Here is a 15849-nt window from a genome sequence, read left to right on the forward strand (position 1 = left end):
GCAAACGCCCGGCCTGACAAAAGCCAGACCGGGCGTTGCGTTTAGAGTCCGGACGTTGCGCGGGGCATTTGCATGCCCACACGCGGCGTGGCTCCTGAAGTGCGCGAGTTAGAGGCTGCGAGCAACCTGAACCTTCTCGAAGACTTCGATCTTGTCGCCAACCTTGACGTCGTTGTAGCTCTTGACGCCGATACCGCATTCCATGCCGGCACGTACTTCGGAAGCGTCATCCTTGAAGCGGCGCAGGGATTCCAGCTCGCCTTCGAAGATAACGATGTCTTCACGCAGTACACGGATCGGACGGTTACGGTGAACGGTGCCTTCGATAACCATGCAGCCGGCGATCGCGCCGAATTTCGGCGAGCGGAACACGTCACGCACCTCGGCGATACCCAGGATGTTCTCCCGGACGTCGCTGCCAAGCATGCCGGTGAGGGCTTTCTTGACGTCTTCGATGATGTCGTAGATGACGTTGTAGTAACGCATGTCCAGGCCTTCCTGCTCGACGATCTTGCGAGCGCCAGCATCGGCACGCACGTTGAAGCCGAACAGTACAGCGTTGGAAGCCAGTGCCAGGTTGGCGTCGGACTCGGTGATACCACCGACACCGCCACCGACGACACGCACTTGCACTTCGTCGTTACCCAGGCCATTCAAGGCGCCGTTCAACGCTTCGAGGGAACCACGGACGTCAGATTTGAGGACGATGTTAAGCGTCTTCTTCTCTTCCTGGCCCATGTTCTCGAAGATGTTTTCCAGCTTGCCGGCGTGAGCACGGGCCAACTTGACTTCGCGGAACTTGCCTTGACGGAACAGAGCCACTTCACGGGCTTTCTTCTCGTCGGCAACCACGCTCATCTCGTCGCCAGCGTCCGGGGTACCGTCCAGGCCGAGAATCTCGACAGGGATGGACGGACCGGCTTCCTTGATGGACTTGCCGTTCTCGTCGAGCATGGCACGTACACGGCCATAGTTCGAACCGACCAGCACCATGTCGCCTTGGCGCAGGGTACCGTCTTGAACGAGAACGGTCGCCACCGGGCCACGGCCCTTGTCGAGGCGGGACTCAACCACAACACCACGGCCAGGAGCCGATGGCGTAGCGGTCAGTTCCAGGACTTCGGCTTGCAACAGAACAGCTTCGAGCAGTTCGTCAACGCCAGTACCGACTTTCGCCGAGACCGGTACGAATGGAGTGTCGCCACCCCATTCTTCGGAAGTCACGCCGTGAACCGACAGTTCGCTACGGATGCGATCGAGATCGGCGCCCGGCTTGTCGATTTTGTTCACCGCAACCACCAACGGTACGCCAGCTGCCTTGGCATGCTGAACGGCTTCGATGGTTTGAGGCATCACGCCGTCGTCTGCTGCAACGACCAGGATCACGATGTCGGTCGCCTTGGCACCACGGGCACGCATCGCGGTAAACGCGGCGTGACCAGGGGTGTCGAGGAACGTCACCATGCCGCGATCGGTTTCAACGTGGTAGGCGCCGATGTGCTGGGTAATACCGCCAGCCTCGCCTGCCGCAACCTTGGCACGACGGATGTAGTCGAGCAGGGAAGTCTTACCGTGGTCAACGTGGCCCATTACGGTCACGACCGGCGCACGGGAAACGGCTTCACCTTCGAACTTCAGGGACTCGGCCAGGGAATCTTCCAGGGCGGTGTCGCTGACCAGGGTCACTTTGTGGCCCAGCTCTTCAGCAACCAGTTGGGCAGTTTCCTGATCCAGTACCTGGTTGATGGTGGCCGGAGTGCCCAGCTTGAACATGAACTTGATGATTTCAGCTGCCTTGACCGACATCTGCTGGGCGAGATCGCCCACAGTGATGGTCTCGCCGATCTTCACTTCACGCACGACAGGGCCGGTTGGGCTCTGGAAACCGTGGGCGTTGCGTTTTTTCAGCTTGGCCTTGCCGCGACCACCACGACGGAAGCTGTCGCTTTCTTCGTCGGTGGTACGTGGGGCAACGCGTGGCGCAGGCGCTTTCTCTTTGACCGAAGCACGATGCGGAGCGTTTTTGCGCTCACCATCACCGCCGCCACCGCGACGACTGTTATCGTCGGCACGTGGTTTGTCCGGACGACGAGGTTCGTCGCGTTTACGCGCATCAGCAGCAGGTGCTGGTGCAGCGGCCACCGGAGCGGCCTCACGCGCAGCTTCTACAGGCGCGGCAGCAGGAGCAGCGACCGCATCAGTGGCAGCAGGTTGCGCAGCAGCAGGCTGGCGACGCGCTTCTTCTTCGGCGCGACGCTTGGCTTCTTCTTCAGCCTTCTGACGAGCAGCATTTTCTACTGCGCGACGTTCTTCCAGTTCGCGTTTGCGCTCGGCTTCGATTTCTTCCGGGCTGCGCTGTACGAAGACTTTCTTCTTGCGTACTTCAACGCTGATGCTCTTGCTACCAGCAACACGCAGGGTGCTGGTGGTTTTGCGCTGCAATGTAATCTTGCGCGGTTCTTCCACTTTCGCCTTGTGGCTGCTCTTCAAGTGAGTCAGCAAAGACTGCTTCTCACTATCGCTCACACCTTCATCGGCGGCGGTGTGCGGCAGACCTGCCTCACGCATCTGCTGCAACAGGCGCTCTACCGGTGTTTTGACCTCATCGGCCAGTTGTTTCACCGTGACTTGCGTCATGCACTTCTCTCCTCAGGCCGCGCCTAATTACTCGAACCAATGGGCTCGGGCGGCCATGATCAACTTGCCGGCACGATCATCGTCAATGCCGTCGATGTCGAGCAGATCGTCAATAGACTGCTCGGCCAGGTCTTCGCGGGTAATTACGCCGCGCACCGCCAGTTCCATCGCCAAATCCTTGTCCATACCCTCAAGCGAGAGCAGGTCTTCGGCCGGATGGGCGTCTGCCAGCTTTTCCTCAGTAGCGATGGCTTTAGTCAACAAACGATCCTTGGCCCGAGCGCGAAGCTCGTTGACGGTGTCTTCGTCAAAGCCATCGATGTTGAGCATTTCTTCCAACGGTACGTAGGCAATCTCTTCCAGGCTGGTGAAGCCTTCATCTACCAGCACCTGCGCCAGGTCTTCGTCGACTTCCAGCTCGTCGATGAAGTTGCGCAGGATGTCACCGGTTTCAGCTTGCTGCTTAGCCTGGATGTCCGATTCGGTCATCACGTTCAGGGTCCAGCCGGTCAGTTGGCTGGCCAGACGCACGTTCTGACCACCACGACCAATGGCCTGAGCCAGATTGTCTGCGCCAACGGCGATGTCCATGGCATGGGCATCTTCGTCAACGATAATTGCCGCCACTTCAGCCGGCGACATGGCGTTGATCACGAACTGCGCCGGGTTATCGTCCCACAGGACGATATCCACACGCTCACCGCCCAACTCGCCCGACACTGCCTGGACGCGCGAACCGCGCATACCAATGCAAGCGCCCTGCGGGTCGATGCGTTTGTCCTTGGAACGGACCGCGATCTTGGCGCGCGAACCCGGGTCGCGGGACGCAGCCATGACTTCGATCAGGCCTTCGGCGATTTCCGGCACTTCGATGCGGAACAGTTCGATCAGCATTTCCGGCGCGGTACGCGACAGGATCAGCTGAGGACCGCGGTTCTCGGTGCGGATTTCCTTGAGCAGCGCACGCAGACGCACGCCGACACGGAAGGTTTCGCGAGAAATGATGTCTTCGCGGGCCAGCAACGCTTCGGCGTTGTTGCCCAGGTCGACGATCACGTTGTCGCGGGTAACTTTTTTCACGGTGCCGGAGATGATTTCACCCAGGCGCTCGCGATAGGCGTCAACGACTTGAGCGCGCTCGGCCTCGCGAACCTTCTGCACAATGACCTGCTTGGCAGTTTGTGCAGCAATACGGCCGAACTCGATCGATTCGATCTTTTCTTCGACAACATCACCGACCTTGGCGCCAGGGTGCGTTTCAGCGACCTTGCTCGGCCAGGTTTCGATGGCCGGATCATCAAGATCGGCTTCTTCAACGACCGTCCAGCGACGGAAAGTTTCATAGGCACCGGTGTGGCGGTTGATTTCCACACGCAGATCAACTTCGTCTTCAAAACGCTTTTTGGTCGCAGTGGCCAGGGCCAGCTCCAGCGCTTCAAAAATCACGTTTGCCGGTACGCCCTTTTCATTGGATACCGACTCAACAACCAGCAGTACTTCTTTGCTCATCGTACGCCTCGCCTTTCGCAAGCCATTGGATCCGCGGGATCCGCGTCTCAGTCAAAACTGGGAATAATGTTGGCCTTGTCGATCATATCGATCGGCAACAGGAACTCATGGTCTTCTACTTGCACCACGACATCCTGCTCTTCTACACCGCGCAGAAGGCCCTGAAAATTGCGTCGCCCTTCAAAGGGAGATCGCAGCTTGATTTTCACTTGTCCACCGGCAAATTTTGCAAACTGCTCGAGAGTGAACAGTGGGCGTTCCATGCCAGGCGAGGAAACTTCGAGGGTGTACTCAACGGCGATTGGATCTTCAACATCCAGGACACCACTGATCTGACGGCTGACAATGGCACAATCGTCCACCAGCACGCCGCCCTCTTTATCAATATAAACGCGCAACATTGAGTGGCGACCTTGAGCCGAAAACTCAATACCCCAGCATTCATAGCCCAGGGCCACGACCACCGGGGCCAGCAAGGCCTGCAACTCTTCTAGCTTGCTCGACACCTGAACCCCCTCGTGCATGTATGTGCATGCTGTGCAAAATAAAAAAATGGGCGAAACGCCCATCCTTGAAACGCCGTCGAATAGCGGCGTTGAAAGTGTCCAGCTAACAAAAAGCCCCTTAATAAGGGGCTCCGCTAAAACTGGTTGCGGGGGCCGGATTTGAACCGACGACCTTCGGGTTATGAGCCCGACGAGCTACCAGACTGCTCCACCCCGCGACAAAGCTGGGGCGGAAGTATACGACCGATCCCTTACAGGGTCAATGTAACCTTCCACCTACAAGAAAGCCCGCAACAGCGGGCTCTCCTGATAATTGGTACCGAGAAGGGGACTCGAACCCCTACACCCTATGGGCACAACCACCTCAAGGTTGCGTGTCTACCAATTCCACCACCTCGGCAATACAGCGTTTACAACCCTTCTTACTTCTGCTCTTGAGCTGGAGGCACGTCAGTCGCTGGAGTAGCCGACTTTTGCTCTTGAAGCACCGGGACATCATCAGAAGCCGGTTTTGCTTTTGGTACTTCCAATACTGCTGGGTTTGGCAAACCTACTTGAGTCAGCACATGAGCTTTCTCTTTAGCAAAGTAACCTAACCCTAAGCTGGTTATGAAGAAACCTGCGGCAAGTATAGCAGTAAACTTACTAAGAAAGGTAGAGGAACCTTGGCTTCCGAACACAGTATTTGAAGCACCTGCACCGAAAGACGCACCAGCATCCGCACCTTTACCCTGTTGCAACAAAACCAGGGCAACTACGCCCAGGGCAGCCAACAGATGAAAAACGACTACGACTGTTTCCAGCATTTTTTCAGTTTCCCGCGGCGCGACAAATCGCACCGAACTCATCTGCATTCAGGGAAGCTCCACCAATGAGCCCCCCATCGATATCCGGCATGCCGAACAGTTCGACCGCATTGGCCGCCTTCACGCTGCCGCCGTATAGAAGCCGCACACCTTGTGCGACCTCAGAATTCTCTGCCGCCAACTGCGCGCGGATAGCTGCATGCACATCCTGCGCCTGTTGCGGTGTTGCAGTCAGCCCGGTGCCAATGGCCCAGACCGGCTCGTAAGCGATGACTGCCTTCGCAAACGCACCAACACCCAGCTCCTCGATGATGCTGCCCAGCTGACGCGAGACAACTTCAAGAGTCTTGCCCGATTCGCGCTGTTCAAGGGTCTCCCCTATGCACAACACCGGAATCAAGCCACAAGCCTGTGCCGCTGCGAACTTGCGATTGAGCGTCCCATCCCGTTCGCCCATCAACTGACGGCGCTCGGAGTGCCCGACAAGCACGTAGGAACAACCCGCATCAACCAACTGACTTGGCGAAATCTCACCTGTCAGCGCACCTTGCATGGGTTCCATTGCGCAGTTCTGCGCGCCGACCTGAATCGACTTACCTTTCAAGCCATCAACCACTTGGTTGATATGCAAGCAAGATGGAAAAACCGCGATATCAACACCGCTCGGCAAGGCCAAGTGACGAAGGCCATTGATCAGCTCAGCGACACTGGCGCGGGTACCGTGCATCTTCCAGTTACCAGCTACCATAGTGCGACGCATGCTGTACCTCGTCGGTCAAAGTGGGCGCAGATGTTACCCAACCACACCATCACTGGCAAGCCGAATTCAGGAGCAAACTTCAGTTACTAGTTTTGCCAGGTCTTCGGCATGCCCGCGAACCAGGGTTTCGTCCTCACCTTCGACCATGACGCGCACCAGCGGCTCTGTGCCGGACTTGCGCAGCAACACGCGCCCACGCCCCGCCATTGCCAGGGTCACGCGCTCGCAGGCCGCTTTGACAGCCGGGTGTTCGATCGGGTTGTCGCCACCGGCAAAGCGCACATTGAGCAGCACTTGCGGGCACTTGCGCAGGGCTTGCCGCGCCTGGGCCAGGCTTTCCTGGCGACGGCGCAACGCCAACAGCACCTGCAGCGCGGCGATGATCGCGTCGCCCGTGGTGGTGTGCTGGAAGCACACGACATGCCCGGAGTTCTCGCCACCGATCTGCCAATTGCGCTCCAGCAGTTCGGCAATCACATAACGATCCCCGACATTGGCACGCACAAAAGGAATGCCCAGCTCGCCCAGTGCCAACTCCAGCCCGAGATTGCTCATCAGCGTACCGACGACACCACCCTGCAAGCGGTTACGCTCATGCAGGTCGCGGGCAATGATGAACATCAAGTCATCGCCATCAACCACGGCGCCGGTGTGATCCACCATCAGCACGCGGTCGCCGTCGCCATCAAAGGCAATACCCAGGTCGGCATGCTCGGCCAGGACGGCAGCCTGCAATTGCTCCATATGCGTGGAGCCGCAGTTTTCGTTGATGTTCAACCCGTTAGGCTGGGCCGACAGCACCGTCACTTCCGCACCCAGCTCCTTGAATACGCTCGGCGCCACTTTATAGGTCGCACCATGGGCACAGTCGACGACGATCTTCAGCCCGGCGAAATTGGTGCTGCTTGGCACACTGCTCTTACAGAATTCGATATAACGGCCAGAGGCGTCGTTGATCCGCGACACCTTGCCCAGCTTGCTGGACTCGACCACCGTCATCGGCGCATCCAGCAGCTCTTCGATCATCAGCTCGATCTCATCCGGCAGCTTGGTGCCCTGCCCCGAGAAGAACTTGATGCCGTTGTCATCATGAGGATTGTGCGAAGCACTGATCACAATGCCGGCTTCGGCATGGAAGGTACGCGTCAGGTAAGCGATCGCCGGGGTCGGCATCGGGCCCAGCAGCATTACATCGGCACCGGCGGCGGACAAACCGGCCTCCAGCGCAGACTCAAACATATAGCCTGAGATACGCGTGTCCTTGCCCACCAGGATGCGGCACGCGCCCATGCTGCGGAACGCCATGCCTGCCGCCCAACCCAGCTTGAGCATGAAATCGGGGGTAATCGGAAACTCGCCGACCCGACCACGGATACCGTCGGTGCCAAAGTATTTCTTTGTCATAAGTGCTCCATCATTCTTATTCGGCCGATTCTACTGCGGCAATCATGCGGACAACATCCACGGTCTCAGCGACATCATGCACACGCAAGATACGCGCACCCTTGGTCACAGCAAGTGCCGCCAGCGCCAACCCACCATAAAGCCGCTCGCCCACCGGGCGATTCAGCGCCAGACCTATCATGCTCTTGCGCGAAACGCCGACCAACAAAGGTCGACCCAGGGCATGCAAGGCTTCCATATGCTTGAACAGACTTAGATTGTGCTGCAGGGTCTTGGCGAAACCAAACCCCGGATCGAGGATGATCTTGTCGGCAGCAATCCCTACGGCGGCGCATTGAGCAATGCGATCAGCCAGGAACCCGCTCACTTCGCCAACCAGATCATCGTAGTGCGGATTGTCCTGCATGGTGCCGGGCTCGCCCAGCATATGCATCAGGCACACCGGCAGGCCGGTCGCTGCGGCGGCGTCCAGCGCGCCATCACGCTGCAACGAACGCACATCGTTGATCAGCCCCGCACCCAGGCGCGCCGTTTCGCGCATCACCGCCGGGGTCGACGTATCCACGGAAATGATCACATCCAGCTCGCGAGCGATGCGCTCGACGATCGGCGCCACCCGCTCCAGCTCCTCCACGGGAGAAACCACGCGAGCACCGGGCCGGGTCGACTCGCCGCCGACATCGATCAAGGTCGCACCCGCCGCCACCATCGCCTCGGCGTGACGCAACGCAGCATCGAGCTGATTGAAGCGACCACCATCGGAAAAGGAATCGGGGGTTACATTAAGAATGCCCATGACATGCGTATGGGCCAAATCAAGAACCCGGCTGCCGCAAGGCAACCGGGTGGAGGACGACGCAAAAGTCATTTCAAACCTTAGTGGTCAGCTGCAGGACCGCCGATCGGGTTTTCGGGGCGTTCGTTCTGAACCACTGGCGGCGTGCCAGAGGTGCCCGAACCACCTTCCCAATCGCGAGGTTCACGCGGTGTACGGCCCGCCATGATGTCGTCGATCTGATCGGCATCAATGGTTTCGTACTTCATCAGCGCATCCGCCATGGCATCCAGCTTGTCGCGGTTGTCGGTGAGGATCTGCTTGGCCGTGCCGTAGCACTGGTCAATGATGCTGCGCACTTCGGAGTCGATCAGCTTGGCTGTCTCACCGGAGAAGCTGGCACTTTGACCGCCACCGCCACGCCCCAGGAACACTTCACCTTCTTCCTCGGCGTACATCAAAGGACCGAGTTTTTCCGACAGGCCCCATTTGGTCACCATGTTCCGCGCAATCTGGCTGGCACGCATGATGTCGTTGGAAGCACCGGTGGTGACACCGTCAAAGCCCAGGGTCATCTCTTCAGCAATCCGGCCGCCGTACAGCGAGCAGATCTGACTGATCAACGCACGCTTGGAGAGGCTGTAGCGATCCTCTTCCGGCAGGAACATGGTCACACCCAGCGCCCGACCACGAGGAATGATCGACACTTTGTAGACCGGGTCATGCTCAGGCACGACGCGCCCCACGATAGCGTGACCGGCTTCGTGATAAGCGGTGTTCTGCTTCTCTTTCTCGGACATGACCATGGATTTGCGCTCGGCGCCCATCATGATCTTGTCTTTGGCCAGTTCGAACTCTTTCATTTCCACGATGCGCTTGCCGGTGCGGGCCGCAAACAGCGAAGCCTCGTTCACCAGGTTGGCCAGGTCGGCACCGGAGAAGCCAGGCGTACCGCGGGCAATCACGGCCGGAGCGACGTCGTCGCCCATGGGCACTTTACGCATGTGGACTTTCAGGATCTGTTCACGACCACGGATATCCGGCAAGCCCACCACAACCTGACGGTCGAAACGGCCTGGACGCAGCAATGCAGGGTCCAACACATCCGGACGGTTGGTTGCGGCAATGACGATGATGCCGTCATTCATTTCAAACCCGTCCATCTCCACCAGCAACTGGTTGAGGGTCTGCTCACGTTCATCGTGACCACCGCCCATGCCAGCACCACGATGGCGACCAACGGCGTCGATTTCATCGATGAAGATGATGCATGGCGCGTGTTTCTTGGCCTGCTCGAACATGTCGCGAACACGGCTGGCACCGACGCCGACGAACATTTCGACGAAGTCCGAACCGGAAATGGTGAAGAACGGCACCTTGGCTTCACCGGCAATCGCCTTGGCCAGCAAGGTTTTACCGGTACCCGGCGGGCCGACCATCAGCACACCGCGTGGAATGCGGCCACCCAGGCGCTGGAACTTGCCCGGATCACGCAGGAACTCGACCAGCTCACCCACTTCTTCCTTGGCTTCGTCGCAACCAGCGACGTCAGCCAGGGTGGTCTTCACCTGGTCTTCGGAGAGCAGGCGCGCCTTGCTCTTGCCGAAACTCATCGGCCCGCCCTTGCCTCCTGCACCACCTTGCATCTGGCGCATGAAGAACATGAACACGGCGATGATCACCAGGATCGGGAAGCTTGCCACCAGGAGTTGAGTCCAGATGCTCTGCTGCTCAGGCAGCTTGCCTTCGACGATCACGTGGTTATCCACCAGGTCGCCGATCAGACCGTTGTCCTGGATTGCCGGACGAATGGTCTTGAAGCCGTCGCCATCGTTGCGCTTGCCGGTAATCACGTAGCCATCAACCGCTACGCGCTCGACCTTGCCATCCTTAACTTGCTGGATGAAGTCGGAATAGTTGAGGGTCTGCGGCTCGTTAGGGCTGGAGAAGTTGTTCATCACCGTCACCAGGACAGCCGCGATGATCAACCACAGGATCAGATTCTTTGCCATATCGTTCAATTAACTACCCTCTGAAGCAAGCTCCGCTACTGGCGCGCGCTTCGCATGATATTCACCGGCCTAACTTACTACATTACCTACAACTCTGGCAGGCGCCGTCTGTAACCCTTTGTGAAACTTTGACTACACAATATTCGTAAAGCTTCGTGACGAAAGCGATATAAAAAAACCTATCGACTCCCCTCAAACCTTCAAAGGCGCTCATCACTCGCTGCACCTTCGATACCGCGGAACCCCCGCGCCAGCAGATATTGCTCGCGAGACCGATCCCGTGAGGAGTCCGGTTTGCGCATCTGCACCTTATCGAACAGCTTGCGGATGTTCTTGTGGTACTCGTCGAAACCCTCGCCCTGGAAGACCTTGACCAGGAAATCACCACCCGGACGCAATACCCGCCCCGCCAGATCCAGCGCCAACTCGCACAGGAACATGGCTCGCGGCATATCAACAGCCGGTAATCCACTCATATTGGGGGCCATGTCGGAAATCACAAGGTCCACCTGCGAATTTCCCACAGCCTGCAGGATCTCAGCTAACACCGCGTCCTGGGTAAAGTCACCATGGACGAAGGTCACATCCGGGATGCTGTCCATCTCCAGGATGTCGGAAGCGATCAACCGGCCTTGCCCGCCAATCAGACGACTGGCCACCTGGGACCAGCCACCCGGGGCGGCGCCCAGGTCGATCACGCTCATGCCGGGACGGAACAGTTTGTCCTTGTCCTGAAGCTCCAGCAGCTTGTAGCTGGCCCGGGAACGGTAGCCGTCCTTTTGCGCCTTTTTGACGTAAGGGTCGTTGAAATGCTCTTGCAGCCACTTAAGGCTAGTTTTGGAACGGGCCACGGGCCACCTCGAAAATAAAACGGGTCGTGATTAACTGGGCGGTCCCGGACTCGCTCGGGTAAACTGGCCGCCGCTTTTTACAAGATCAGACGCAGGGGTCAGATTATGCCGCTCACTCAAGAGCAGAAGAAACAGTACAAATCCATTGGCCACCATCTGAAACCAGTTTTGATCGTGGCCGACAACGGTTTGACTGAAGGTGTGTTAGCCGAACTTGAACGCGCATTGGGCGATCACGAACTGATCAAGATCAAGGTCAACATCCTTGACCGCGAAGCGCGCCTGGCCGCCATTGCAGAACTGTGCAAGGTTGGCAAGGCGGACCTGGTTCAGGTCATCGGCAAGATGGCACTGCTGTATCGCAAGAACTTCAGCGTCAACAAGCAACTGTCGAACGTTCATCGCTTCAAATGACAACAAGGGTCACGGGCGTGCTTCGCGCGCCCCGCCACTCCACCCAGGCGCCGGCTGCATCACCAGCACCAGGCCGGAAAACCCTAGCACAAGATAGCTGAATAGCTGCCAGCGCAACGCTTCCGGCAGCCACACATGCACGATGCAATACATTGCACATGCATACAGCGCCATCAACAGCAGTTGGCCGCGAATATCCCGCCACAAACTCCCCAAGCCTTCGGCCTTGATCAGCACCAGCGCCTGAAGCGTCACGCACGCCGCCGCAAAACCCACCAGCAGCGCACTCAGTAATCCATCGATCTCATCGATCAACAACGGCGCCAGGCCAATCAGCCCCAACGCCGGTAACACGCCAATATGCAACAACCACAGGCCGCCCACCCACAGCATCTGGGCAAACTGCCAAAGCATGGCGCCCGCACGAAGCGGGCGCCGCCTTTCAGACATGGCGAACTTCAACAATCTCGTACTCGATCACGCCACCGGGCGTTTTCACAACCACCACATCACCCTCTTCCTTGGCAATCAAGGCACGGGCCAGTGGCGAACCGACGGAGATCTTGCCGAGTTTGAAGTCAGCTTCGTCTTCACCGACGATGTGGTACACCACGCTTTCGTCGGTTTCGACATTGGCGATTTCCACCGTGGTGCCGAAAATCACTTTGCCGGTGTGCGGGATGGTCGTGACGTCGATGATGACCGCATTCTGCATACGGCCTTCGATGTCACGGATCCGCGCCTCGACCATACCCTGCTGCTCGCGGGCAGCGTGGTATTCGGCGTTTTCCTTCAAGTCACCCAGCTCGCGGGCCGTACCGATGTCCTGGCTCAGCTTTGGACGTACGACCTTGGTCAGATGGGCGTGCTCCTCTTCCAGGGCCTTGGCGCCCCGAACGGTCATTGGGTATTTGATCATGCCTTCAATCCTGCGTGTAGATCCTGCAAGCGACGCACGGTCTTTTCCGGACCGAACTTGAGCGCTTCGCAGATAGCTTCGCCAGCAGCAATGGTCGTGGTGCAGTAGATCTTGTGCTGCAAGGCATTACGACGAATGGAGTAAGAATCCGCAATCGACTGACGACCCTCAGTGGTGTTGATGATCAGAGTGACTTCGTCATTCTTGATCATATCGACCACATGCGGACGGCCTTCCGTCACCTTGTTCACGCGACGCACTTTCAGACCCGCCGCTTCAATCAGCCTGGCGGTCCCGGCGGTGGCCACGATCTCGAAGCCCAAGTTGATCAGATCACGGGCCACGCCTGCAACCAGTGGCTTGTCATCGTCGCGCACGCTGATGAACGCAGTACCGCCGGTCGGCAGCACTTCGCTGGCGCCCATCTGGGCCTTGGCGAACGCTTCACCGAAGGTATCGCCCACGCCCATCACTTCACCGGTGGACTTCATCTCTGGGCCCAGGATCGGGTCCACGCCAGGGAATTTGGCGAATGGGAACACCGCCTCTTTCACGCTGTAGAAGTTCGGAATGATTTCCTTGGTGAAGCCGATTTCCTTCAGGGTCTTACCGGCCATCACGCGGGCAGCGATCATGGCCAGGGACACACCGATGCACTTGGACACGAACGGCACGGTACGCGAGGCGCGCGGGTTGACTTCGATGACGTAGATGTCTTCGCCTTGCAGCGCCAACTGTACGTTCATCAGGCCGACCACACCCAGTTCCAGGGCCATTTTCTTGACCTGTTCGCGCATCTCGTCCTGGATGTGCAGCGGCAGCGAGTAAGGCGGCAGCGAGCACGCGGAGTCACCGGAGTGAACGCCCGCCTGTTCGATGTGCTGCATGATTGCGCCGATGACCACGTCAGTACCGTCGCAAACCGCATCCACGTCCATCTCGATGGCGCAGTTGAGGAAGTGGTCCAGCAGCACCGGGCTGTCGTTGGACACTTTCACCGCATCACGCAGGTAACGCTTGAGTTCTTCTTCTTCGTAGACGATTTCCATCGCCCGGCCGCCCAGTACGTAGGACGGACGCACCACCAGCGGGTAGCCGATCTTGCTGGCCGCACGCAGGGCTTCGTCTTCGCTGCGCACGGTAGCGTTTGGCGGCTGACGCAGGTTCAGGCGCTCGACCATTTGCTGGAAGCGCTCACGGTCTTCGGCACGGTCGATGGCGTCTGGGCTGGTGCCGATGATCGGCACGCCAGCGGCTTCGAGGGCGCGAGCCAGTTTCAGCGGGGTTTGGCCGCCGTACTGGACGATCACGCCTTTAGGCTTCTCGACGCGCACGATTTCCAGCACGTCTTCCAGGGTGACCGGCTCGAAGTACAGGCGGTCGGAAGTGTCGTAGTCGGTGGAAACGGTTTCCGGGTTGCAGTTGACCATGATGGTCTCGTACCCGTCTTCGCGCAGGGCGAGGGCGGCGTGTACGCAGCAGTAGTCGAACTCGATGCCCTGGCCGATACGGTTCGGACCGCCACCCAGGATCATGATCTTGTCGCGACCCGACGGCGCAGCTTCGCACTCTTCCTCGTAGGTGGAGTACAGGTAGGCGGTGTCGGTGGAAAACTCGGCGGCGCAGGTGTCAACGCGCTTATAGACCGGGAAGATGTCCAGCTTGTGGCGATGAGTGCGCAGGTTTTTCTCAGTCACACCCAGCAACTTGGCCAGGCGCTGGTCGGAGAAACCTTTGCGCTTGAGGCGGAACATGGTGTCGCGGTCGATGCTGGCCAGACCCAGGGTCTTGACCTTCTCTTCTTCCTTGATCAGATCTTCGATCTGCACCAGGAACCACGGATCGATCATGTTCATGCCGAAGATGTCTTCGACGGTCATGCCGGCGCGGAACGCGTCAGCGACGTACCAGATACGCTCGGCACCCGGCACGGTCAGCTCGCGCTTGAGCACGCTCATGCTTTCCGGATTGCTCAGGTCGAGCTTCTCGTCCAGGCCGCAAACACCGACTTCGAGGCCGCGCAGGGCTTTCTGCAGGGATTCCTGGAAGGTCCGGCCAATGGCCATGACTTCGCCGACCGACTTCATCTGGGTGGTCAGGCGCGCGTCAGCCTTGGGGAACTTCTCGAAGGCGAAACGTGGCAGCTTGGTCACGACGTAGTCGATGGACGGCTCGAAGGACGCCGGGGTCTTGCCGCCGGTGATGTCGTTCGACAGTTCGTCCAGGGTGTAACCCACAGCCAGCTTGGCCGCGACCTTGGCGATCGGGAAACCGGTGGCTTTCGAGGCCAGGGCCGACGAACGGGACACACGCGGGTTCATCTCGATCACGACCATGCGGCCGGTGTTCGGGCAGATACCGAACTGCACGTTGGAACCGCCAGTCTCCACGCCGATCTCGCGCAGTACCGCCAGGGAGGCGTCACGCAGGATCTGGTATTCCTTGTCGGTCAGGGTCTGTGCCGGAGCAACAGTGATCGAGTCACCGGTGTGCACGCCCATCGGGTCGAAGTTCTCGATGGAGCAGACGATGATGCAGTTGTCCTTCTTATCGCGGACAACCTCCATCTCATATTCTTTCCAGCCGATCAGGGATTCGTCGATCAGCAGCTCTTTGGTCGGCGACAGGTCCAGGCCGCGGGCGCAGATTTCTTCGAACTCTTCACGGTTGTACGCAATACCGCCACCAGTGCCGCCCATGGTGAAGGACGGACGGATGATGCACGGGAAGCCCAGGGTCTCGAGGACCGCATTGGCTTCTTCCATGCTGTGGGCGATACCGGAACGCGGGCACGCCAGGCCGATGGATTTCATCGCCTTGTCGAAGCGCGAACGGTCTTCGGCCTTGTCGATGGTGTCAGCGTTGGCACCGATCATCTCAACGCCGAATTTTTCCAGAATGCCTTCGCGTTCCAGGTCGAGGGCGCAGTTCAGGGCGGTCTGGCCGCCCATGGTCGGCAGCAGTGCGTCCGGACGCTCTTTCTCGATGATCTTGGCAACGGTCTGCCACTTGATCGGCTCGATGTAGGTGGCGTCGGCCATGGCCGGGTCGGTCATGATGGTGGCCGGGTTGGAGTTCACCAGGATGACGCGGTAACCCTCCTCGCGCAGGGCTTTACAGGCCTGCGCGCCGGAGTAGTCGAATTCGCAGGCCTGGCCGATCACGATCGGGCCAGCGCCGAGAATCAGGATGCTTTTTATGTCTGTACGTTTTGGCATGGGTTTGTCACTCAAATCCGCAGGTCAGTCGGCAAGCC

Annotated in this window: 13 protein-coding genes and 2 tRNA genes; 1 reads left to right on the forward strand and 14 read right to left on the reverse strand. The window is 58.8% G+C overall.

Annotated features, from left to right (window positions below; all coding sequences use genetic code 11):
* Positions 1-108: 108 nt before the first annotated feature.
* From infB to rlmE, 11 genes are all read right to left on the reverse strand, one after another.
* Entirely contained in the window at positions 109-2637 is a 2529-nt protein-coding gene (infB, locus tag RGV59_RS00795) for a translation initiation factor IF-2 (protein WP_017847423.1), read from the reverse strand.
* Positions 2638-2664: 27 nt separating this feature from the next.
* A complete protein-coding gene (gene nusA / locus RGV59_RS00800; protein ID WP_008057419.1) occupies positions 2665-4146 on the reverse strand; it encodes a transcription termination factor NusA in 1482 nt (493 codons plus the stop codon).
* A 47-nt stretch (positions 4147-4193) separates the two neighbouring features.
* Entirely contained in the window at positions 4194-4652 is a 459-nt protein-coding gene (rimP, locus tag RGV59_RS00805; RefSeq protein ID WP_026140087.1) for a ribosome maturation factor RimP, read from the reverse strand.
* A 141-nt stretch (positions 4653-4793) separates the two neighbouring features.
* Positions 4794-4870: transfer RNA gene (locus RGV59_RS00810), tRNA-Met, on the reverse strand.
* 96 nt (positions 4871-4966) lie between these two features.
* Positions 4967-5052 (reverse strand) — tRNA-Leu (locus RGV59_RS00815).
* A gap of 22 nt (positions 5053-5074) precedes the next feature.
* Positions 5075-5458: a preprotein translocase subunit SecG gene (gene secG / locus RGV59_RS00820; protein WP_010206600.1), complete on the reverse strand. Its 384-nt coding sequence runs from the start codon at positions 5456-5458 to the stop codon at positions 5075-5077.
* A gap of 4 nt (positions 5459-5462) precedes the next feature.
* Positions 5463-6218, reverse strand: a complete 756-nt coding sequence (gene tpiA, locus RGV59_RS00825) for a triose-phosphate isomerase (RefSeq protein ID WP_026140086.1) — start codon at positions 6216-6218, stop codon at positions 5463-5465.
* Positions 6219-6284: 66 nt separating this feature from the next.
* Positions 6285-7622 (reverse strand): phosphoglucosamine mutase, encoded by a 1338-nt coding sequence (glmM, locus tag RGV59_RS00830; RefSeq protein ID WP_017847420.1) that lies wholly within the window; start codon positions 7620-7622, stop codon positions 6285-6287.
* Positions 7623-7638: 16 nt separating this feature from the next.
* The gene (gene folP / locus RGV59_RS00835; RefSeq protein WP_026140085.1) at positions 7639-8490 is read right to left on the reverse strand and encodes a dihydropteroate synthase; all 852 of its coding nucleotides are present in this window, start codon (positions 8488-8490) and stop codon (positions 7639-7641) included.
* A gap of 8 nt (positions 8491-8498) precedes the next feature.
* The gene (ftsH, locus tag RGV59_RS00840; protein WP_017847418.1) at positions 8499-10409 is read right to left on the reverse strand and encodes an ATP-dependent zinc metalloprotease FtsH; all 1911 of its coding nucleotides are present in this window, start codon (positions 10407-10409) and stop codon (positions 8499-8501) included.
* A 200-nt stretch (positions 10410-10609) separates the two neighbouring features.
* Positions 10610-11260: a 23S rRNA (uridine(2552)-2'-O)-methyltransferase RlmE gene (gene rlmE / locus RGV59_RS00845; protein ID WP_017847417.1), complete on the reverse strand. Its 651-nt coding sequence runs from the start codon at positions 11258-11260 to the stop codon at positions 10610-10612.
* Positions 11261-11365: 105 nt separating this feature from the next.
* Here rlmE and RGV59_RS00850 point away from each other — a divergent pair, with 105 nt between their 5' ends.
* Positions 11366-11674, forward strand: coding sequence for a YhbY family RNA-binding protein (locus tag RGV59_RS00850; RefSeq protein ID WP_017139256.1), 309 nt, complete (start codon positions 11366-11368; stop codon positions 11672-11674).
* 9 nt (positions 11675-11683) lie between these two features.
* On the opposite strand, the gene RGV59_RS00855 is transcribed toward RGV59_RS00850, so the two are convergent.
* From RGV59_RS00855 to carB, 3 genes are read right to left on the reverse strand one after another with little or no spacing between them, the layout of a single operon-like run.
* Positions 11684-12088 carry a hypothetical protein gene (locus tag RGV59_RS00855; RefSeq protein WP_017847416.1) on the reverse strand — a complete coding sequence of 135 codons (405 nt, stop codon included), beginning with the start codon at positions 12086-12088 and terminating at the stop codon, positions 11684-11686.
* Between the two features lie 28 nt (positions 12089-12116).
* Entirely contained in the window at positions 12117-12593 is a 477-nt protein-coding gene (greA, locus tag RGV59_RS00860; RefSeq protein ID WP_017847415.1) for a transcription elongation factor GreA, read from the reverse strand.
* Positions 12590-15811 carry a carbamoyl-phosphate synthase large subunit gene (carB, locus tag RGV59_RS00865; protein WP_017847414.1) on the reverse strand — a complete coding sequence of 1074 codons (3222 nt, stop codon included), beginning with the start codon at positions 15809-15811 and terminating at the stop codon, positions 12590-12592. The genes greA and carB overlap by 4 nt, the downstream gene beginning before the upstream one ends.
* Positions 15812-15849 lie beyond the last annotated feature (38 nt).

The organism is Pseudomonas sp. FG1 (assembly GCF_034313875.1).
GTDB classification, from domain to species: Bacteria; Pseudomonadota; Gammaproteobacteria; order Pseudomonadales; family Pseudomonadaceae; genus Aquipseudomonas; species Aquipseudomonas veronii.

Bases quoted from the DNA above. Each gene is read 5' to 3' on its own strand.
- infB (WP_017847423.1), bottom strand. From the start codon at position 2,637: ATGACGCAAGTCACGGTGAAACAACTGGCCGATGAGGTCAAAACACCG.
- nusA (WP_008057419.1), bottom strand. From the start codon at position 4,146: ATGAGCAAAGAAGTACTGCTGGTTGTTGAGTCGGTATCCAATGAAAAG.
- secG (WP_010206600.1), bottom strand. From the start codon at position 5,458: ATGCTGGAAACAGTCGTAGTCGTTTTTCATCTGTTGGCTGCCCTGGGC.
- tpiA (WP_026140086.1), bottom strand. From the start codon at position 6,218: ATGCGTCGCACTATGGTAGCTGGTAACTGGAAGATGCACGGTACCCGC.
- glmM (WP_017847420.1), bottom strand. From the start codon at position 7,622: ATGACAAAGAAATACTTTGGCACCGACGGTATCCGTGGTCGGGTCGGC.
- folP (WP_026140085.1), bottom strand. From the start codon at position 8,490: ATGACTTTTGCGTCGTCCTCCACCCGGTTGCCTTGCGGCAGCCGGGTT.
- ftsH (WP_017847418.1), bottom strand. From the start codon at position 10,409: ATGGCAAAGAATCTGATCCTGTGGTTGATCATCGCGGCTGTCCTGGTG.
- RGV59_RS00850 (WP_017139256.1), top strand. From the start codon at position 11,366: ATGCCGCTCACTCAAGAGCAGAAGAAACAGTACAAATCCATTGGCCAC.
- RGV59_RS00855 (WP_017847416.1), bottom strand. From the start codon at position 12,088: ATGCTTTGGCAGTTTGCCCAGATGCTGTGGGTGGGCGGCCTGTGGTTG.
- greA (WP_017847415.1), bottom strand. From the start codon at position 12,593: ATGATCAAATACCCAATGACCGTTCGGGGCGCCAAGGCCCTGGAAGAG.
- carB (WP_017847414.1), bottom strand. From the start codon at position 15,811: ATGCCAAAACGTACAGACATAAAAAGCATCCTGATTCTCGGCGCTGGC.